We start from the raw sequence: 16,647 nt of genomic DNA, 5'->3' as shown, positions 1-16,647 counted from the left end.
TTTTGTCCATCTGCCCGTCCATTCCTTACACCTCCTGCCTGACTCTGCCGAAAAACATCTGGGAGCCTTTTCTTGCATATTGTACTTCAGTCTCTTTCCTGCCCAGCTCTTCCTCTATCATCTGGGCAATGCGCATCTGGCAGTACCCGCCCTGACAGCGCCCCATCATGGAACGGGTCCTGTACTTGACGCCCGCCATGGTGTCCACGCCCAGGGGATTGTGGATTGCGGCAAGGATTTCAGCCCTGGTCACCTTTTCACAGCGGCATATGACCTCGCCATAGTCCGGATTTTCCTGTATCAGCTGGTTCTGTTCTTCCTTTGTCAGCTCCTCAAACCTTGGGATTCCCCTGCGCACAGGATTAAAGCCAGGATTTGGCTCCAGCTTCTCCCGCTCTGACATGAGTCCGATTGCATACCGGGCAATGGGCACCGCGGCGGTCAGTCCGGGAGATTCTATCCCCACCAGGTTGATGGCCCTTGGGGCAATATCATCACGGATTTCAATCTTAAAATCCTGGATTGCGCCATTGTCATCCACCCACTTGGGAAGGATGCCGGAATAATTGCGGATATAATCCTGCTTGCGGATGCAGGGCCAGAGGCCGGAGGCGCTCTTAGCAAGGTAATCCATATTTTCCTGGGGCACGCCGTAATATGTAAAATCAGATACCATATCTGCATTAGGCCCGATGATTACATTGCCGTCCGTGGTATTGGTCACATGAATCCCCATGTAGGTATTGCTCGGCACCGGGTACACCGGCATGGGAAGGAGCGGCCCGGTCCTCTTGTCCAGTATGATATAGTCGCCCTTTGAGCCGATGATCTTATAGCCTTTGATTCCCAGCATATCGGAAATCCGTCCGCAGCCCAGCCCCGCGCTGTTAACCACCCAGCGGGTATGGAATACGCCGTGAGGGGTTGTAAGGGCGTAAATTCCGTCCCCATCCCGTTCAATGGCAGTCACTTCATGGTCAAAAAAGTAGTCCGCCCCATTGGCATGTGCGTTCTCAGCCAGCGCGATTGTGTAGTTAAATGGATCCACGATGCCGCTGTTATGTGAAAACATGGCAAACTCACCCACCACTGCAGGCACCAGTTCATGGAGGCATCTGCTGTCAATCAGCTCCAGCCCGGAAGCGCCGTTGGCCTCCCCCTGCTTAATGGTACGTTTCAGGGTCTCCATATCTTCCTCCGTGTTGCCTACCAGCACCTTCCCGCATCGGATGAATTTAAAATCCAGCTCCTCTGCAAGTTGTCCCATGTTTTTATTACCCTCCACACAGAACTTAGCCTTAAGGGATCCCGTGTCATAGGCAAACCCTCCGTGGACCACGCCGGAATTACGTCCGCTGGTCTCATAGCATACGTCCAGATTCTTCTCCAACACACCGATTTTAAGGGTGTATCTGGACATTTCCCTGGCAATGGCGCTGCCTACCACGCCGCCGCCGATAATGAGTACATCATATAGCTGTTTCATGCCGCTGTTTCCTCCTTGTTTTGGCACTTTGCGTCCATCTGACTGATGCGCATTCGATTCATCCCATGAATATATTTTATTTTTATCATATATAATGGATTTAGTCAATACAAAAAATATAATTACATGAAATTCATAGGATGACTTTCCTTTATACAGAGTATGTATCTCCACTGGCACATTTTCCATAGGGTACATTTTCCATAGGACACACCTTCCTATAGAAAAAGCCCTGATACCGCAATACAGCCAATGCCGTCGGTATCAAGGCTTCCGCCTTTCCTATATGATTTTACCTGACAACCGTAAACGCCCGTTCCCTGTCCAGCATGAATGGACGGTAATATCCGGTCAGGCAGGATAAGGGTAGCACTTCCTGATGCAGGATGATTCCCAATTCTTCCTTCATATATTTCCGCCTGTCCCCTACCCGTTTCCACATCTTTGGATAACACTCCTTCAGTTGGTTCCTCATATCCTCATCTGCCAGGGCAATCCCGCTTTCAGCCCCGGCGCCCCCATAGCCAGGCACGCTGGGAATGATATCTGCCTGCAGCAGCATCCCGCTTTTGAGCAGCTGGCCTGAATCCTTCCATATGGGAGATGAAAGCCATTCCTCATCCGCAGTCAGATGCCCGGGATTCAGGCTCCATCCATATTCTTCCTTAGGCAGGACGGTTTCTATCAACTGGTACAGTTCCCCTCCCTTCATACCAATCTTAACCTGCTCCAGCCATGCCGCCATAGCTGCATAATACGGGGCCGCCACACGTTCCAGATAATCCCTGGACGTCTCAGGAAGTTCCTCCTTACAACTTACCGCATACCCGGCCCGGCTGGTAAGACCGCCCTTAAAACCCGTTGTCAGGGATAGTTTGTCCCCTATCCTAACCCTTTTCCTTCCCGGGTAAAGGGATGCGTCCTGAAACCGCTCACCAGCTGCGCTGATTGTCACCACGCTGTTTGGCTGTCCCCAGATTTTCAGGCTGCTCCCAATCTCCATCTCACTTTTTCCCGGCCCTACCTGGTTCATGCCATCCAGGACACAGTTGCCGGAAAGGGCTGAACCAAATTCATAATGGGCTATCTCATTGCAGTTGTTCACCGTGCGGATTCCATGGCCGGGATGGATGAAGATGCCTGTCTTATTTATTATCCGTGTCCCCGCTCCGGCCAGATTTTTCAGCGCGGCAATGATATAATATGGAACATCAAAAAGCTCATCCTGACCAGTGCATCTTTCTTCAAGAAGCTTCCATCCCACAACCCCAATCCGCTTTGCCTCTGCTGCCCGTGCTTTTAAAAGCCCGTCCCTGATTGAAAGTCCCCTGTCCATCGGCTGATTCGGCAATGAAAATGCCGGTACATGGACTGCCCTGGCCGGTATCCTGGAATAGCTGGCCATTTTCAGGTTTTCATTTCCCAACAGCAAAAAGGCAGTATCCCCGCGGTGGATTACCAGCAGCGCCTCCTCAAATCTGGGAAGGAAGCCTGTAAGATATTCAAAATTAGACCCATGCTCCAAATCCCCATAAATAATAAGGCAGTCTATCTGTTCCTCTTCCATTGCACGAAGTAAGTTCTTCCTTCTCTCCTCCATGGTAAAATCCGATAGAGGGACCGGCTCCAGGATTTCTGCCTTTGGCTGCCTTACCCTCTTTAGCACCATGTTTCCCTTGTCATACCGCTCCAAAACCATATCCCCCTCTAAATCCCGGCCCTCTCATAGACCTGTTTCATCCTATGTCCTGCATCTGCCAATATGGCCTCCTCATCCAGGGTCAGTACCTGCCTTTCCTTCATAACCAGTTTTCCGTTGATAATGGAATCACTGACATCACTTCCATAAGCAGTTTCCGCCACGGTGTAGGCCAGGTTGCTGGTAGGCTCCAGATGGGGGGCATGGGTGCGGATGAGTATAAGGTCCGCCTTCGCCCCTGGCTTCACGGCCCCCTTTACCCCCTCCATCTGCATGGCGGCAGCGCCTCCCATGGTTGCCATCCTCAGGATATCCTTGTTGGGCAGCGCCGTGGAGTCAAAGACAGGAAGTCCCCATGCAGCAGACAACCCGGTCCGGATTGTTTTCATTTCCTCAAATATGCTGACATCATCCCTGGCAGCCCCATCACTTCCCAGCCCCACGGTTACCCCCCTGTCTAAAAACTGAGGCGTTTTCGGGAATCCCTGGCAGCAGAAATTAGCCCGCGGGCAGTGGACCACCTTCATACCGCTTGCTGCCATCACCGGTATCTCCCTGTCAGCTACCGCAACGCAATGGGCAGCAACCACATTTTCCCCAAGGACCCCAATCCCGTGGAGATATTCCACCGGCCTTAGATGGTAATGTTCCAGGCAATAAACCACCTCATCCTTATGTTCTGCCAGATGCAAATGGATTCCTGTCTTTAATTCCGCTGCCCGCGCCCCTGTCATACGGATCAGTTCATCCGAGCATGAAATAATCTGCCGCAGCCCAAACCAGATGGCCAGCCTTCCATCTCCTTTTCCATTATAATGCCTGTAAAGTTCTTCCGTTCTTTGGATGCACGCTTTGGCAGGCGCCTTCATGGAAGCAGGTATCATTTCCCCCTTATCCATGGTGGAACGGCTGAGGGAAGCCCTCATACCGGATTCCAGGACCACCTCTGCCACCTGTTCCATGTGCGTGCCTCCTGCATCTGCAAAGGAGGTGGTCCCTGATTTAATCATCTGCAGGCATGCAAGCCTGGCGCTGGCAGCCACATCCTCCTCTGTAAGGCTGCTCTCAAAGGGTACCAGGAATCTGGTCCAGATCATAGGAAACTCATCGGAAATCCGGCCCCGGAGAAGCTGCTGGCATACATGGGTATGTCCATCCGTAAGACCTGGCATGACAAGCTTCCCCCTGCCGTCCAACACCGTGATTCCCTGGTATCTTTCCTCCATCTCCTTTGTTTCCCCCACCTCCAGCACCATGGATTGGTCAACCGCCACCGCCATGTGCCGGGGCGTGGAATAATCTTCAGTCATTACCGTACAATCCTTAATCAAAATATCACATTTCATGTCCGTTTCCCCTATCCTTTCACCATGCCGCTTGCAATGCTCTTTTCTACCTTTTCCTGCGCCAGAAGATAGATGGTTACCGTGGGCACCAACGATATCATGATGGCTGCAAATATTACGGAATACAGTACCCCAAAATCCCCCTTCAGGCTTAGAAGTGCCACGGATATGGTCCTTAAGCTTTTATCGTTAATCAGGACATTGGCAATGGGCAGTTCGTTATATGTAAACAGGAAGGTGATGATGGCGCAGGTTGCCATGGCCGGTTTGGCCACCGGCATGATGACCAGCATGACGATTTTGGTCAAACTGCATCCATCAATCATTGCAGCCTCATCCAGATCCGAGGGTATTCCCTCAATATAATTTTTCATGATAAAAAACACAAGCGCCATATTTAATCCGGCATATATGATTGTTAATGTCCACAGGCGGTTCTTCAGTCCCAGACTGCTTACCATCTGTACGATGGGTACAATGGCGCTCTGTATGGGAATCATGAGGGCCGCGATTAACAGGCCGGAAACAACCGATGCAAACGGTACCCTTTTCCTTGCCGTCACATAGGCTGCCATTGTACAGAATAACAGCATGATTGCGATGGCGCTGCCGGATACAAAAAGCGAATTGGCCGTGGCCTTTAAAATCCCGGCCATTTTCTGGGCCATTACATAATTTTCAAAGACCGGATGGAGCGAAGGTACCAGGAAGGCGCTGAATATCTGGCTGTTGTCCTTAAAGGACGATATGAATGTAAAATACAGAGGGAACGCAGCAGCCAAAAACCATATGACCGCTGCCGACCAGTACAGTATGGTCCCCGGGGTTATCCTTTTTTTCATGATTCCATCCTTTCTCAGTCCCTTTGGCGAAATATAAGATTGACAATAAATGAAAATGCAAGGCAGATAAGGACCACCACCACCGCAATGGAATCCGCATATCCCAGACGGCTGTATGTAAAGGCATTGTTGTAAAGCAACGTGTTGGGTACCTCAGTCGCCCCGCCCGGACCGCCAGAGGTCAGGCCCATCACCAAATCGAACATCTTAAATGCCCCGGTAAATACAAATACCAATACAATCTTAAATGTGGACTTCATCATGGGAACCGTAATATAGCGCAGCTTTTGAAAGCTGCTTACCCCGTCAATCTGGGCAGCCTCATAAATCTCATCGGGTATGGCTGCCAGACCTGATGAGAACACAATCATCTGGAAGCCCGCATCACACCACATATAAATCAGGCATACCGCCGGCATGGCCGTTGTATAATTCCCCAGAATATTAATGCCACGGATGCCAAATTCCCGTAAAAGCACAGTGACCGGCCCCATTTTGGGATAAAGGATGAATGTAAACATCAGGCTGATGGCAATCCGGTTAATGACCACTGGCATGAAATAGAAGGTTTTAAACAGGCGTAATCCCCTGAATTTCTGATTGATGACGGTAGCCAGGAAAAATGCAATGGGGATTGTCAGGAACACGCCGGTGCCTGCCAGCATGAACACATTCTTAAATGCAGTGGCTGTCTGATAATCATGAAAAAAGGTCCTGTAGTTCTCAAGTCCCACAAACCGGTAGGCCTGCTGCTTAATCCCATTCCATTCAAAAAAAGAGGTATAGAATGTACTGCACACCGGAAACACAATGACTGCCCCATATAGAAGAAGGGCCGGAAGGAGGAGCAGTACCCCTTCCGGCGAATATTTCTTGCCATTTATACGAAACTTCATCTGGCAGCTCCTTTCCTCACACAGCGCCCTTTAAAGGCTACCGCCCTTCCTTGGAATACTGCTCTGCCAGGGTCTTACACACTTCCTCAGGACTTCTTCCCACAAACAGGGACTGGAATTCCGATCTGGTTGTATCCACCAGGCTGGCATTATTCAGGTACGCCGTAAACTCATCTGTGGACGCCGTTCTTTTTGAAAATTCTTCCATAAAGCTGCCCACCACATTCTTGGCCTTGGAAAAATCAAAGTCAAAATCCACAGGGAATGCACCGCCGCCGTTCCGTTCTGCATACCCCTTAAATGTGTCTGCCGAAAGCATGAAGGACAGCAGGCTGCAGGCCGCCTCGTATTCCGGGGTACCTGGCTTTGAAGAAATCATGAATCCTTCACTGGCACTGGCAATCCAGATGTCCTTGTTCTCAGGCCGGTCACCGAAGGAAGGAAAATTCACGCACACAATATCGTCTGAAAAGTCCATCTGCTGGAACCGGTCAAAATGATATGCTGCCGTGTACATCATGGCCACCTGCTTCTGTTCAAACAGTGAGATGGTATCCTGTACTTCAAAGGAAACAGCATCCGGGTCAAGCACGCCTTCGTCTATAAAGGTCTTAAACTGTTTTGCAAGAGCCATGCCTTCCCCGCCGTCCCATTTAATCGAAGCATCTGCCAGCTGGTCCCGGAACCGGGTGCCGTACATCATACAGGATAACGCACTGATGAACCTCCCCACCTCTGCCTTGCTCTTGGCAGCCACGCCAAAGGGGACAATCCCCGCCTCATTCAGTGCAGGCGCCATGGCCTCAATTTCCTCCCAGGTTCTTGGAACCTCTGTGATGCCATGCTCTTTTAGCAGGCCGGTATTAACAAATACCTGTCCTGTGTTCAATGCATTGGGGACGCCATAAATCCTGCCTCCAAAGGTAAATGCCTCAAGCATCTCATCTGAAGACGGGCCTGTCCAATCAGGGGCTTTTACCACCTCTGTCAGGTCTGCCACCAGCCCGTTTTCAACCCACTGGTCCAAAGGGAACCCATTATTAGCAATGAACAGGTCCGGCAGGTCCCCTGAAGCAACACCTGCATTGATTTTTGCCTTAAAGGCTTCCGAGTCGTCACCAATGGAGATATCCTCTATTTCTATATTGGGATTTTCCTCGCGGAACTGATTTAACTTTTCAATATAATAGCCGGCCCTTACCAGCTCCGGATTCACAAATCTGGATAAATATGTTATCTTTACTGTTTCGCCGCCTGCTCCTTCTGTCTTTGAATCCGCCGCTTTTGAGTCTTCCTCTTTTGAGTCTTCCTTTTTTGACTCTTCTTTCACAGACTCTGTTCCGGCATTTCCCCCCTGGGCCCCAGATGACCCGCAGCCTGACAGAAGACCAGCCGCCATGGCGGCTGCCATTACCAGTGATACCATCCGTTTCATATGCTTCTCCTCCTTATTTTTTCTATCTGAACTTATTTTATCACCAATATGGTTCATTACCATGGAGACATTTTTTCTTTTATTTGTACTTTTTTGCAGATATGCCTCTATTTATCATTCATTATTCTCCCCCTCCCAAATTATTCTCAATATATTTATACTTTCTTGTCTTTTTTGTATTTTTTTGTCCGCTTAACCCCGGAAAATTGACAATATTATTTTCATTATAGTATGATAAGACTGTATCAGGAAAGGAGATTTTAATGGCCTTGTTCAAAAAAACCTCATTGCGCTTCCGCCTTAACCTATTCTGCATGGCAATTAACCTCATCATCATCATCTGTATTGCAGCAGGCATAGGTTTTATCAGCAACCGGATGCTGAGACAAAAATCCATCGCATCCCTGGAACAGCAGGCCGCCCTGGCATCGGAACGGCTGGATGCCCTGCTGGACCGCGTTGAGAACGCATCCCTTCACTTTGTAGTGAATGAGGCTTATAAGGAGACCTATGAATCCCAGAAAAATTCAGGTTATTATGATTCCTACCTTTACTCCGCCACAATCACAAGCCATCTGCTGGAGTTCTTAAGCGTCCAGAAGGATATCTACTCCATGGCATTCTTTACATATGACGGAAAAAGCTTTTACCGGGCCTTTAATGAAGAAAGCAGCTTAAAAAGCTCTCCGGGCCAGGAAAAATTAATCGAGACCTTTCTTTCCGATGGTTATTCCCATCACTGGTATGTAATTCCCAGGGAAGGGAATCCTCAATGTGCAGAGTTTGTGTTTATCAGGAAAATGTATAACCTCAATGGACATCTGCGCGGCATCCTCTCCCTCACCTTGGATGAAAAAAGCGTCACCGCTTTATTTCCTTCCGAGCTGTCCGGAGATGCCGCTTATGTACTGCTGTTCCCGGAGGACCTTTATTCCCCTACTCCCCTGTCAGGTACCCCGGTCATGCTGGATGACTCCCAGCTTATGGTTACCAGGCCCTATGACCGGCTCTCTGCCTCCACCGCCACCCTGGTCTCCAAAGCCTCCGTTTATCATGATTCCTATGTCCTTGTTACAGTCATCATACTCATCGGCATTGCTGCTTTGGTCCTGTCCTTCTTTGTATTCCATCAGGCAACACGGTATTTCCTGGCGCCCCTGGAACTGATTGTGGATAAAGTCAGGCTTCTTTCCCAGGGAGATTACTCCACCAGGATCCATGCCGCATTTCATGACGAACTTGGTTCCCTTGCCAATCAGATTGACCAGATGGCGGCAAATACAGAACACTTGATGGAACAGATCCGCACTTCGGAGGAGCGGAAAAAGGAATATGAGGTAGCCTATCTGCAAATGCAGATGCGTCCCCATTTTCTTTATAATACATTGGAAAATCTGTGCGGTATGGTTGCCATCGGAGAGAACTCCACCGCTGTTTCCATGATCCATGATATTTCCCAATTCTACCGGGCCGTATTAAATCAGGGCAATTCCATTATCTCCCTGAAGGCGGAACTGGAGATTTCAGAAAATTACATGAGTATCATGGACAAACGCTATCCTGCAATGTTTTCCTGGGATATCCGGGCAGATGAGGATGTGTTGGACTGCCGCATTCCAAAGCTTACCCTCCAGCCGCTTTTGGAAAATTCCATCATCCATGCCTTTGCCTCCTGCCCGGACTTTTCCTCTGGTAAAATCCCAGGGAAAATCCTTATCTCATGTGTGCGGGAATCGGATATGATCCGCCTGATTGTTTCTGACAATGGGGCCGGCATGACAAAAGAACAGCTGAACTGCCTCTCAGGGGAATCCATTTCCCGGCCAGGCATCTCTTTTGGCATCCGCAGCATTGAAGAACGGCTTCGGCTGAACCTTGGGGACTCGGTGTCCATTTCCATTGACTCAGAACCAGGAAAGGGGACCGTTATCTGTCTGTTGTTTCCCGCTGAGCCAGCTGGCAATCACAGGGACGATGAAAGGAATATAAATCATGATGTATCGTTTTTTAATAGTTGATGATGAATATTACATACGCCAGCACATCCGCTGCTGTATTCCATGGGAGGATTATGATTTCCAGTATGCAGGCGAGGCCTCAAACGTACCTCAGGCCATGGAATTCCTGGAGCACAATGCGGTGGAACTGATTCTTCTGGACATTTCCATGCCCGGACAGAGCGGCATGGACCTGCTGAAGCTTCTGGATGAAAAAAAGCGCCCCCATGTAATCATCCTGACTGGCTTTGCCACCTTTGAATATGCCAGGGAGGCGCTGAAATATGGCGTCAGTGATTATCTCCTCAAACCCATTAAACCGGAAACCCTGACAGCGGCCATCACATCCCTGAAGGCAGAACTGGACCGCGAGGGCAACCGCACAAAGGCTCTTTTACAGCTGGAATGGACCAGTACTGTCATAGAGCAGGAAACGCGGCGGAATTTTTTCCGAAGCCTCTATACCGGGCATATCCCGGACCGGGCGGAAGAACTGCTGGAAGCATACGGCATCCGCCCCTCTTCCCGTTACCTTATCCTGATTCTTGATACCACATCCAGGAACAGCCGTGACCGGCATAACGGCCAGAAGCAGGCTGACCGGCTGGCTATGAATAACTGTGCGGAGCAGCTTTTAGCCTCCTCCTGCTTTTATCTGATCAACCCGGACGGATACGGGCGTTCCGTCATTCTTTTAGAAAATTCCCTGGCCCCCCTGTCAGGCCAGGAGCTTACAACCAGGCTGCAGGCGTCAGTCAGTGAGCGGTTTCATCTGTCTTTGCTGTCAGGCTATTCCATATCCGCCTCCGGTAAAGCAGGGGACATCCTTGCTGCCTATCAGAACAGCCTTCAGTTTTTCTGGCTCCGCACCATTTACGGGGAAACCATTGATATCAGCCAGGTGTCAATGCCCTCCCTTCCGGTCTTAGACAGTCTGTCTGCCTTAAACAACAGGCTCAGGCTTGATCTGTCCGGCAAACAGGAAACCGCTGTACTCCATGTTCTGGACAGGATTTTCCTATTGCTGAAAAAACATCTGTTTCCCATTCAGGCCCTTGAATCGGAAATTGTATCCCTGATGGGAACCGCCATCCATCATGCCGCCGAAAAACACCTGGATATCCTTTGCAGTGAAAAGGACTGGAATTCCCTGTCCTGCACCGAGTTAATCCAATCCGGACTAAGGCTGGAGGAAATTAAGGAAACATTTACCCGCCTCTTTTCAGCTTTACTGAGCGCACAGGAATCGGGGGACCGCCACTTCATAGAGGAAGTGGTCCTGCAGTCCCAGAAGATAATAGACCGGGATTTTGCCAAGGCCTGTCTCAGCCTTAATACCATTGCATCGGAGCTGCTTGTCAGTCCTTCCTATCTAAGCCGCAGCTTTACGAAAATACAGGGGATATCCCTTACCGCCTACATCACCAGATGCAGAATGGAGCACGCCAGGGACCTGCTGAAAAACACGGATATGTCCATTGCCCAGATTTCAGAGCAGTCCGGCTACAGCGATTTATTCTATTTTTCCAAACGTTTTAAATCTTTTTGGGGAGTACCTCCCTCCAGATACCGTCTGTCCGGTCCATCGGACGGGACCGGGCAAGAGGAGGAATAAGTGATTACCCTGCATCGGAAGAAGCAGGGGCTGACAGGAGGAAAAAATGAACTATATGATTTTGAGCGTCGATACGGGAATTGATGACGCGCTGGCCATTGCCTATGCCTTGGGCCAGAAAGAATACAGGCTTCTGGGAATTACAGTATCCTATGGCATGGCCCCATTGGAAAAAACCTACCGCAATACCCGCCATCTTTTAAACCTCCTGGGGCATCCGGAGGTTCCTGTTTATCCGGGCAGCACCGCGCCGCTTCAGGGAATCCGCACCTACAACGGGGATTTTCACGGGATGGACGGAGCAGCCAATCTTCTGGGGGAACCGTCATGGGAAGAAAGACCGCCGGAGCATATTAAAAGCAGCGTTACATTCATAAAAGAATCCATTGAACAGTATGGCAGGGATTTAACACTTGTCACCACCGGGCCTCTCACGGACCTGGCCAGACTCCTTAGTATGCATCCACTCCAATGCCGGGCCATGGGCCAGATCATATCCATGGGAGGCGCCCTTACCTGCCCGGGTAATTCCTCCCCTGTGGCTGAGGCCAATATAAAGGCTGATGCAACGGCTTCGAAAGCAGTACTTGAAGCAGGGCTTCCTCTTACCCTTATCGGCCTGGATGTGACCAGAAAAACGCTGCTCACATTGGATGAAATCCAGACATGGAAGAATCTGTGTTCGGAAGCCGGATTCTTTTACTGTAATCTCCTTACTTTTTATCTGAATGAGTATCGCCGCTTCTATCCCTACCTGAAAGGATGCGCCCTTCATGACCCTTTGGCAGTGGCTGCTGCCTGCAATCCGCAGATTTTCACCATGCTGCCCTTCCATCTGACCGTGTGCACCGACGGCCCCCTAACCGGCAGGATAACGGAAAATCTTATGGCGGACCATGAAAGGACCAGGGAAACCATGGTGGCGCTGAAGGTGGATTCCCAGGCATTTAAATCCAGGTTCCTGGACATAATGCGCTGTGTTTTAGAGGGTTTTACATAAATCCCTTGACATCTCCCCCTGAACCTCATTATAGTAAAACCAGATACACCGCCACATAATCCAGCTTAAAACACAGGAGGAAATTCAGATGATCGATCAGGCCGGTCTGCGCATGGACAAGGGATATCAGATTGCCTGCGAACGGATACAGGGAGTAAACGATAACATGGCAAAGTCCCATTACCATGAGTATTTTGAACTGTATTATCTGGAATCCGGCAAACGGTACCACATAGCGGATGATACGCTGTACTGCCTTAACTCCGGGGAATTCATCCTGTTTCCCCCTTATGTGATGCACCATTCCTATGGGGACAGCGATGTCTCCTTTAAACGGCTGGTACTTTATTTTACCAAGGAAATGATAGCGGTCCCCGGCGTAACAGATGTGCTTAACCAACATGCCTGGGTATATAAGTCAGATGAGAAGAATGAGACTCACGCGCTTTTGCGCGCGCTGTTAAAAGAACAGGAATTCAATGACAATTATTCAGAAGAGGCACTGTATTTCATCCTGAACCAGATACTGATCCTGCTGCTGCGCAATTCCACCGAAACCGCCAAACCGGAGAAACAGAGCCGTATAACCAGCATCATCCACTATCTCCATGAGAATTATACATACCCCATCACCCTGAATGAGCTGGCCGAACAGTTTTATCTCAGCCCTTATTACCTGTGCCGGGAATTTAAAAAATACACCAACAGCACCATTGTCCAATACATTAACAGCCTGCGTGTGGGGCATGCCCAAAGACTGTTTATGGAAACGGATAAGAGCGTCACGGAAATCAGCAAGATTGTGGGATTTTCCAATGTGACACATTTTAACCGGGTGTACCGCTCCGTCACCGGGCTGTCCCCTTCCAAAAGCCGTAAGCAGGCAAAGGAGCGCAGCGCTGCAATGGAACGGCACGGTATTCCCGGTTGTTAACCGGCAAACCTTCCATGTCCTTACAATAACCGGTACACCACAATCCGCACGCGTATGCCATCTTCCTCCCGGACCGCATGGAGTTCAGCCGCATACACGCCATAATTCAGATATTCATAGGCCCCTGCAGGGGCAAAGAAGGAGGGGGAGGTCCTGATCCGTGCTTCCCCGTCCTGTCCGCAGGGATACATGCCCCTGTTTTCAATGACAATATGGACCCCGTCCTGTGTTTCCAGGATATATTTGGCATAAACCTGTTCTGAGACATATCCCTGCCCATGATATCCGTATTTTATATTCCAGTCCGCACCGCATGGCACCACCCTGCCCCTGATGCCTTCTCCCTGAAAGTCCCCTCCTGTTATCTGGAATACCTTCTGGTATCCGGCCTCGTTGCCTCCCACCTCAATTATGTTCCGGCACTCTGCATTAATTTCCATCACCTCAAGGGCCTTTAATTCCACGGTCTTCATTTTCCTGTACCTGCCTTTTCCATAATCATCTGCTGCCAGAACCCTGCCGCCTGTTCCGGCCAGCCGTCCACCTTTGTACCAATCCCCAGCCCGAAGCTATGGCCTCCATGCTCCGCTATATTGGCCACAAATGGAATCCCAAGTTCCCTGAGCCGCCCAATCAGACGGTAGCTGCATCCCACCGGAACAATGGGGTCATCTTTGCATGCGGTCACATAAACAGGAGGATAATTCCGGTCCATATGATGATCAACGCTGTATTCCCTCAGGGATTCCCTGGTGAATGACCCACCGCCCAGCCGCTTGAGATAAGACACGTCAGCCTCTTGTCCTTTCCGTCCGGCTTCCTCTGCCGCATCAAAGAACAGGTCCGTGGAAATGCTGGGATATCCCAGCAGCAAAGCAGCCGGCCCATTAAGCCCGTATCTGGCAAAGCCATGGTTAACCGTCCCCCACTCCGCGGCAAGGTGCGCCCCGGCGGAAAATCCGGCCACCGCATAATCTTCTTTCCTGACCCCAAAATCCTCTGCCCTGTGTTCAATCAGCCGGATTGCCGCAGCCAGGTCCTCAATCGGTTTCGGCATCAGCGGACGGTCAAACGGCGGTTTCTGCGCCGTCCTGTAGTATAAGACAAAAGCCGGATATCCCAGCCTGTTCATCCTGGCGCCTAAAGCCAGGCCTTCAATCAGGCCCCACTGGCGCGCATAGGCGCCGCCGGGGCATATGAGCACGTAAGGCTTCCCGGAATTCCCAGAAGCATGGCTGGACGTCATGGACAGCATAGGGGACACGGGCGGCATAAAAACAAGCTTCACGCTTCCCTTGTCATCCCCCTCCTGATACACCGGGTAAATCAAAGGCATCCCGCTGGCAACCAGCGACTTTATCCGTTCCAATGTTTCCGCAAACCCACATTTTTCAAACCCATAATACTTCAGGGGGCGGTTCCATACATCCTCCGTCATGTTTGTAAAAAAGTAATCCGACAGGGGTTTGAATTCCTCATGGCCGCAAAGCTCCCCTATGGTTGTTTCAGGCGTTACCTGGTTCATTTTCCTATTCCTCCTATCATGGATACAATAATGCCCCGGCAAGCCTGCCGGGGCAATGCGGGAATCATCAGACGAGTCCCATAAGCCTTGGAAGCGCCAGGGAAACCGCCGGCACATAAGTGACTAAAAGAAGCACGATAAGCAGCGCCCCCACATAGGGCAGAAGGGGTTTGAACACCCGTTCAATGGGCACCTTGCTGATACCGCAGGAAACAAACAGCACCGAGCCCACCGGAGGCGTCATGGTACCCATACACATATTGAATGTCAGCACCACGCCGAACTGGACCAGATCCATGCCCAGGCTCTGGACAATGGGAAGGAAAATAGGCGTGAAAATCAGGCAGGCCGGTGTGATATCCAGGAACATGCCCACCACCAGAAGCACCAGGTTCATCAGAAGCAGAATCACGTACTTGTTGGTGGAAATGGACATGATTGCATTGCTGATGGCCGCCGGGATACCTGTATAGGCCATCACCCATGACATTGCCGAGGATGCGGATATCAGGAACAGGATGATGCCGCTGGTTGCCGCGCTGTTGAGCAGGATTTTCATAAAGCTCTTCCTGGTCATGGAACGGTAAAACAGCGAGAGGATCAGGCAGTACAGCACGCAGATGCCTGCGCCTTCCGTGGCCGTAAAGATACCGCCCACAATACCGCCGATGACAATCACGATCAGAAGCAGGCTGGGTATGGCGTCCAGGGTAATCCTGACTGCTTCTGAGGCCGTAACCTTCTGGCACACAGGATAGTTGTGCTTCTTCGCATAACAGTATGCAATGGCCATGGTGCTGAGGCCCATTAATATGCCAGGTATATAGCCCGCCATGAACAGGGCTGAAACAGATACGCCGCCTGCAACCGTGGAGTATACGATAAACGCGCTGGTCGGCGGGATCAAAAGCCCGGTTGGCGCCGATGCAATATTCACGCAGGTGGAAAACGCAGGGTCATATCCTTCCTCCTCTTCCATGGGAGCCATGATGCCTCCGATAGCGGAAGCCGCCGCCACCGCTGAACCGGACAGGGCGCCGAAGAACATGTTGGCCAGCACATTGGTATGTGCCAGCGAGCCTGGAATGCGTCCGGACAGAAGCTGGGCAAACCGGATCAGCCTTCTGGCAATGCCGCCGTTGTTCATGATATTACCTGCCAGTATGAATAACGGGACCGCAAGAAGGGAAAAGCTTTCCACGCCGCTGTTCATCTTCTGCATGACGATGAAGCTGGTCTGGTCCCAGGGCAGGTTCACCAGGGTGGTGGCAATGGAGGAAATTGCAATACTGATGGAAATAGGGCAGCCCAGAATCAGTAATACCGCAAAAACCCCGAACAATACAAGAGCAGTAATCGCTATATTCATACTTATCTATCCTCCTCCTTAATGGTAATCCCGGTCACATCTTCCCAGATATTGATAAGCTGTGCAACCATGATGAACACTCCCGAGATTGGGGCCATGCTGTATACCAGGCTTCTGGATATGCCCAGCAGGGCCGAGAACTCTTTTCTTGCGCTGACTGCAAGCTTGGCGCCTCCCACTGTCAGGATTGCCAGGGCAAAGGCAAATATCAACACATCGATAAATATCATCAGAAGCCTTCTCTTTTCAGGCGTCATCTTATTATGGAGCAGAAGCAGGGCCATATGCTGTCTGGTGCAAAATCCATAGGCCGCGCCCATGAAACCGGTCCATATCAGCAGATACCGGACAATCTCCTCCGTAAAGTCGCTGGGGCTGTTTAACACATAACGGGTAAATACCTGGTAAATAACAAGAAAACTCATGGCCACCAGAAGGATAGCCGCAATCCATGACAGCAGGAATATCATCCCCCGCTTTAATTTGGTAAAGAACTGTTCCAT

Annotated in this window: 14 protein-coding genes; 4 read left to right on the top strand and 10 right to left on the bottom strand. The window is 50.4% G+C overall.

All coding sequences use genetic code 11. From position 1 onward, the window contains the following. Nucleotides 1-25: 25 nt before the first annotated feature. The 6 genes from MCJ35_RS28995 to MCJ35_RS28970 form a co-directional block, all read right to left on the bottom strand. Entirely contained in the window at nucleotides 26-1,486 is a 1,461-nt protein-coding gene (locus MCJ35_RS28995) for an NAD(P)/FAD-dependent oxidoreductase (protein ID WP_227809025.1), read from the bottom strand. Between the two features lie 292 nt (nucleotides 1,487-1,778). After that, nucleotides 1,779-3,179, bottom strand: a complete 1,401-nt coding sequence (locus MCJ35_RS28990) for a M24 family metallopeptidase (RefSeq protein ID WP_081739103.1) — start codon at nucleotides 3,177-3,179, stop codon at nucleotides 1,779-1,781. 14 nt (nucleotides 3,180-3,193) lie between these two features. Continuing rightward, nucleotides 3,194-4,531 (bottom strand): amidohydrolase, encoded by a 1,338-nt coding sequence (locus MCJ35_RS28985; protein WP_025484010.1) that lies wholly within the window; start codon nucleotides 4,529-4,531, stop codon nucleotides 3,194-3,196. 11 nt (nucleotides 4,532-4,542) lie between these two features. Beyond that, nucleotides 4,543-5,373: a carbohydrate ABC transporter permease gene (locus tag MCJ35_RS28980; protein ID WP_040382175.1), complete on the bottom strand. Its 831-nt coding sequence runs from the start codon at nucleotides 5,371-5,373 to the stop codon at nucleotides 4,543-4,545. A 14-nt stretch (nucleotides 5,374-5,387) separates the two neighbouring features. Next, the gene (locus tag MCJ35_RS28975) at nucleotides 5,388-6,269 is read right to left on the bottom strand and encodes a carbohydrate ABC transporter permease (RefSeq protein ID WP_025484011.1); all 882 of its coding nucleotides are present in this window, start codon (nucleotides 6,267-6,269) and stop codon (nucleotides 5,388-5,390) included. Nucleotides 6,270-6,306: 37 nt separating this feature from the next. Next, nucleotides 6,307-7,704 (bottom strand): ABC transporter substrate-binding protein, encoded by a 1,398-nt coding sequence (locus MCJ35_RS28970; RefSeq protein WP_025484013.1) that lies wholly within the window; start codon nucleotides 7,702-7,704, stop codon nucleotides 6,307-6,309. Nucleotides 7,705-7,967: 263 nt separating this feature from the next. Here MCJ35_RS28970 and MCJ35_RS28965 point away from each other — a divergent pair, with 263 nt between their 5' ends. From MCJ35_RS28965 to MCJ35_RS28950, 4 genes are all read left to right on the top strand, one after another. After that, nucleotides 7,968-9,722 (top strand): cache domain-containing sensor histidine kinase, encoded by a 1,755-nt coding sequence (locus tag MCJ35_RS28965; RefSeq protein WP_025484016.1) that lies wholly within the window; start codon nucleotides 7,968-7,970, stop codon nucleotides 9,720-9,722. Continuing rightward, complete coding sequence (locus tag MCJ35_RS28960; protein WP_025484017.1) at nucleotides 9,697-11,316, top strand: response regulator; 1,620 nt, start codon at nucleotides 9,697-9,699, stop codon at nucleotides 11,314-11,316. Before MCJ35_RS28965 ends, MCJ35_RS28960 begins: the two co-directional genes overlap by 26 nt. A gap of 46 nt (nucleotides 11,317-11,362) precedes the next feature. Beyond that, on the top strand, nucleotides 11,363-12,316 hold the full coding sequence (locus MCJ35_RS28955) for a nucleoside hydrolase (RefSeq protein ID WP_240299734.1): 954 nt from the start codon (nucleotides 11,363-11,365) through the stop codon (nucleotides 12,314-12,316). Between the two features lie 88 nt (nucleotides 12,317-12,404). After that, nucleotides 12,405-13,250: an AraC family transcriptional regulator gene (locus tag MCJ35_RS28950; protein WP_025484018.1), complete on the top strand. Its 846-nt coding sequence runs from the start codon at nucleotides 12,405-12,407 to the stop codon at nucleotides 13,248-13,250. 20 nt (nucleotides 13,251-13,270) lie between these two features. Here MCJ35_RS28950 and MCJ35_RS28945 read toward each other — a convergent pair whose 3' ends face one another. From MCJ35_RS28945 to MCJ35_RS28930, 4 genes are all read right to left on the bottom strand, one after another. Next, entirely contained in the window at nucleotides 13,271-13,723 is a 453-nt protein-coding gene (locus MCJ35_RS28945) for a DUF3237 family protein (RefSeq protein ID WP_008724631.1), read from the bottom strand. Then, nucleotides 13,720-14,775 (bottom strand): alpha/beta hydrolase, encoded by a 1,056-nt coding sequence (locus MCJ35_RS28940; RefSeq protein WP_025484021.1) that lies wholly within the window; start codon nucleotides 14,773-14,775, stop codon nucleotides 13,720-13,722. Before MCJ35_RS28940 ends, MCJ35_RS28945 begins: the two co-directional genes overlap by 4 nt. A gap of 67 nt (nucleotides 14,776-14,842) precedes the next feature. After that, complete coding sequence (locus MCJ35_RS28935) at nucleotides 14,843-16,144, bottom strand: TRAP transporter large permease (protein ID WP_025484023.1); 1,302 nt, start codon at nucleotides 16,142-16,144, stop codon at nucleotides 14,843-14,845. A 2-nt stretch (nucleotides 16,145-16,146) separates the two neighbouring features. Next, nucleotides 16,147-16,647: a TRAP transporter small permease gene (locus MCJ35_RS28930; protein ID WP_025484025.1), complete on the bottom strand. Its 501-nt coding sequence runs from the start codon at nucleotides 16,645-16,647 to the stop codon at nucleotides 16,147-16,149.

The sequence above is a fragment of the Enterocloster sp. OA13 genome (genome assembly GCF_022440595.1).
Taxonomy (GTDB): Bacteria; Bacillota; Clostridia; order Lachnospirales; family Lachnospiraceae; genus Enterocloster; species Enterocloster hominis.
The sequence above is the reverse complement of the archived record's forward strand: the minus strand, read 5'-3'. Positions and strand labels throughout refer to the sequence as shown.

What these genes read in the sequence shown, in the direction of transcription:
- MCJ35_RS28975 (WP_025484011.1), bottom strand. Translation starts at nt 6,269, where the DNA reads ATGAAGTTTCGTATAAATGGCAAGAAATATTCGCCGGAAGGGGTACTG.
- MCJ35_RS28970 (WP_025484013.1), bottom strand. Translation starts at nt 7,704, where the DNA reads ATGAAACGGATGGTATCACTGGTAATGGCAGCCGCCATGGCGGCTGGT.
- MCJ35_RS28960 (WP_025484017.1), top strand. Translation starts at nt 9,697, where the DNA reads ATGATGTATCGTTTTTTAATAGTTGATGATGAATATTACATACGCCAG.
- MCJ35_RS28935 (WP_025484023.1), bottom strand. Translation starts at nt 16,144, where the DNA reads ATGAATATAGCGATTACTGCTCTTGTATTGTTCGGGGTTTTTGCGGTA.
- MCJ35_RS28940 (WP_025484021.1), bottom strand. Translation starts at nt 14,775, where the DNA reads ATGAACCAGGTAACGCCTGAAACAACCATAGGGGAGCTTTGCGGCCAT.
- MCJ35_RS28945 (WP_008724631.1), bottom strand. Translation starts at nt 13,723, where the DNA reads ATGAAGACCGTGGAATTAAAGGCCCTTGAGGTGATGGAAATTAATGCA.
- MCJ35_RS28980 (WP_040382175.1), bottom strand. Translation starts at nt 5,373, where the DNA reads ATGAAAAAAAGGATAACCCCGGGGACCATACTGTACTGGTCGGCAGCG.
- MCJ35_RS28965 (WP_025484016.1), top strand. Translation starts at nt 7,968, where the DNA reads ATGGCCTTGTTCAAAAAAACCTCATTGCGCTTCCGCCTTAACCTATTC.
- MCJ35_RS28955 (WP_240299734.1), top strand. Translation starts at nt 11,363, where the DNA reads ATGAACTATATGATTTTGAGCGTCGATACGGGAATTGATGACGCGCTG.
- MCJ35_RS28985 (WP_025484010.1), bottom strand. Translation starts at nt 4,531, where the DNA reads ATGAAATGTGATATTTTGATTAAGGATTGTACGGTAATGACTGAAGAT.
- MCJ35_RS28995 (WP_227809025.1), bottom strand. Translation starts at nt 1,486, where the DNA reads ATGAAACAGCTATATGATGTACTCATTATCGGCGGCGGCGTGGTAGGC.
- MCJ35_RS28930 (WP_025484025.1), bottom strand. Translation starts at nt 16,647, where the DNA reads ATGGAACAGTTCTTTACCAAATTAAAGCGGGGGATGATATTCCTGCTG.
- MCJ35_RS28950 (WP_025484018.1), top strand. Translation starts at nt 12,405, where the DNA reads ATGATCGATCAGGCCGGTCTGCGCATGGACAAGGGATATCAGATTGCC.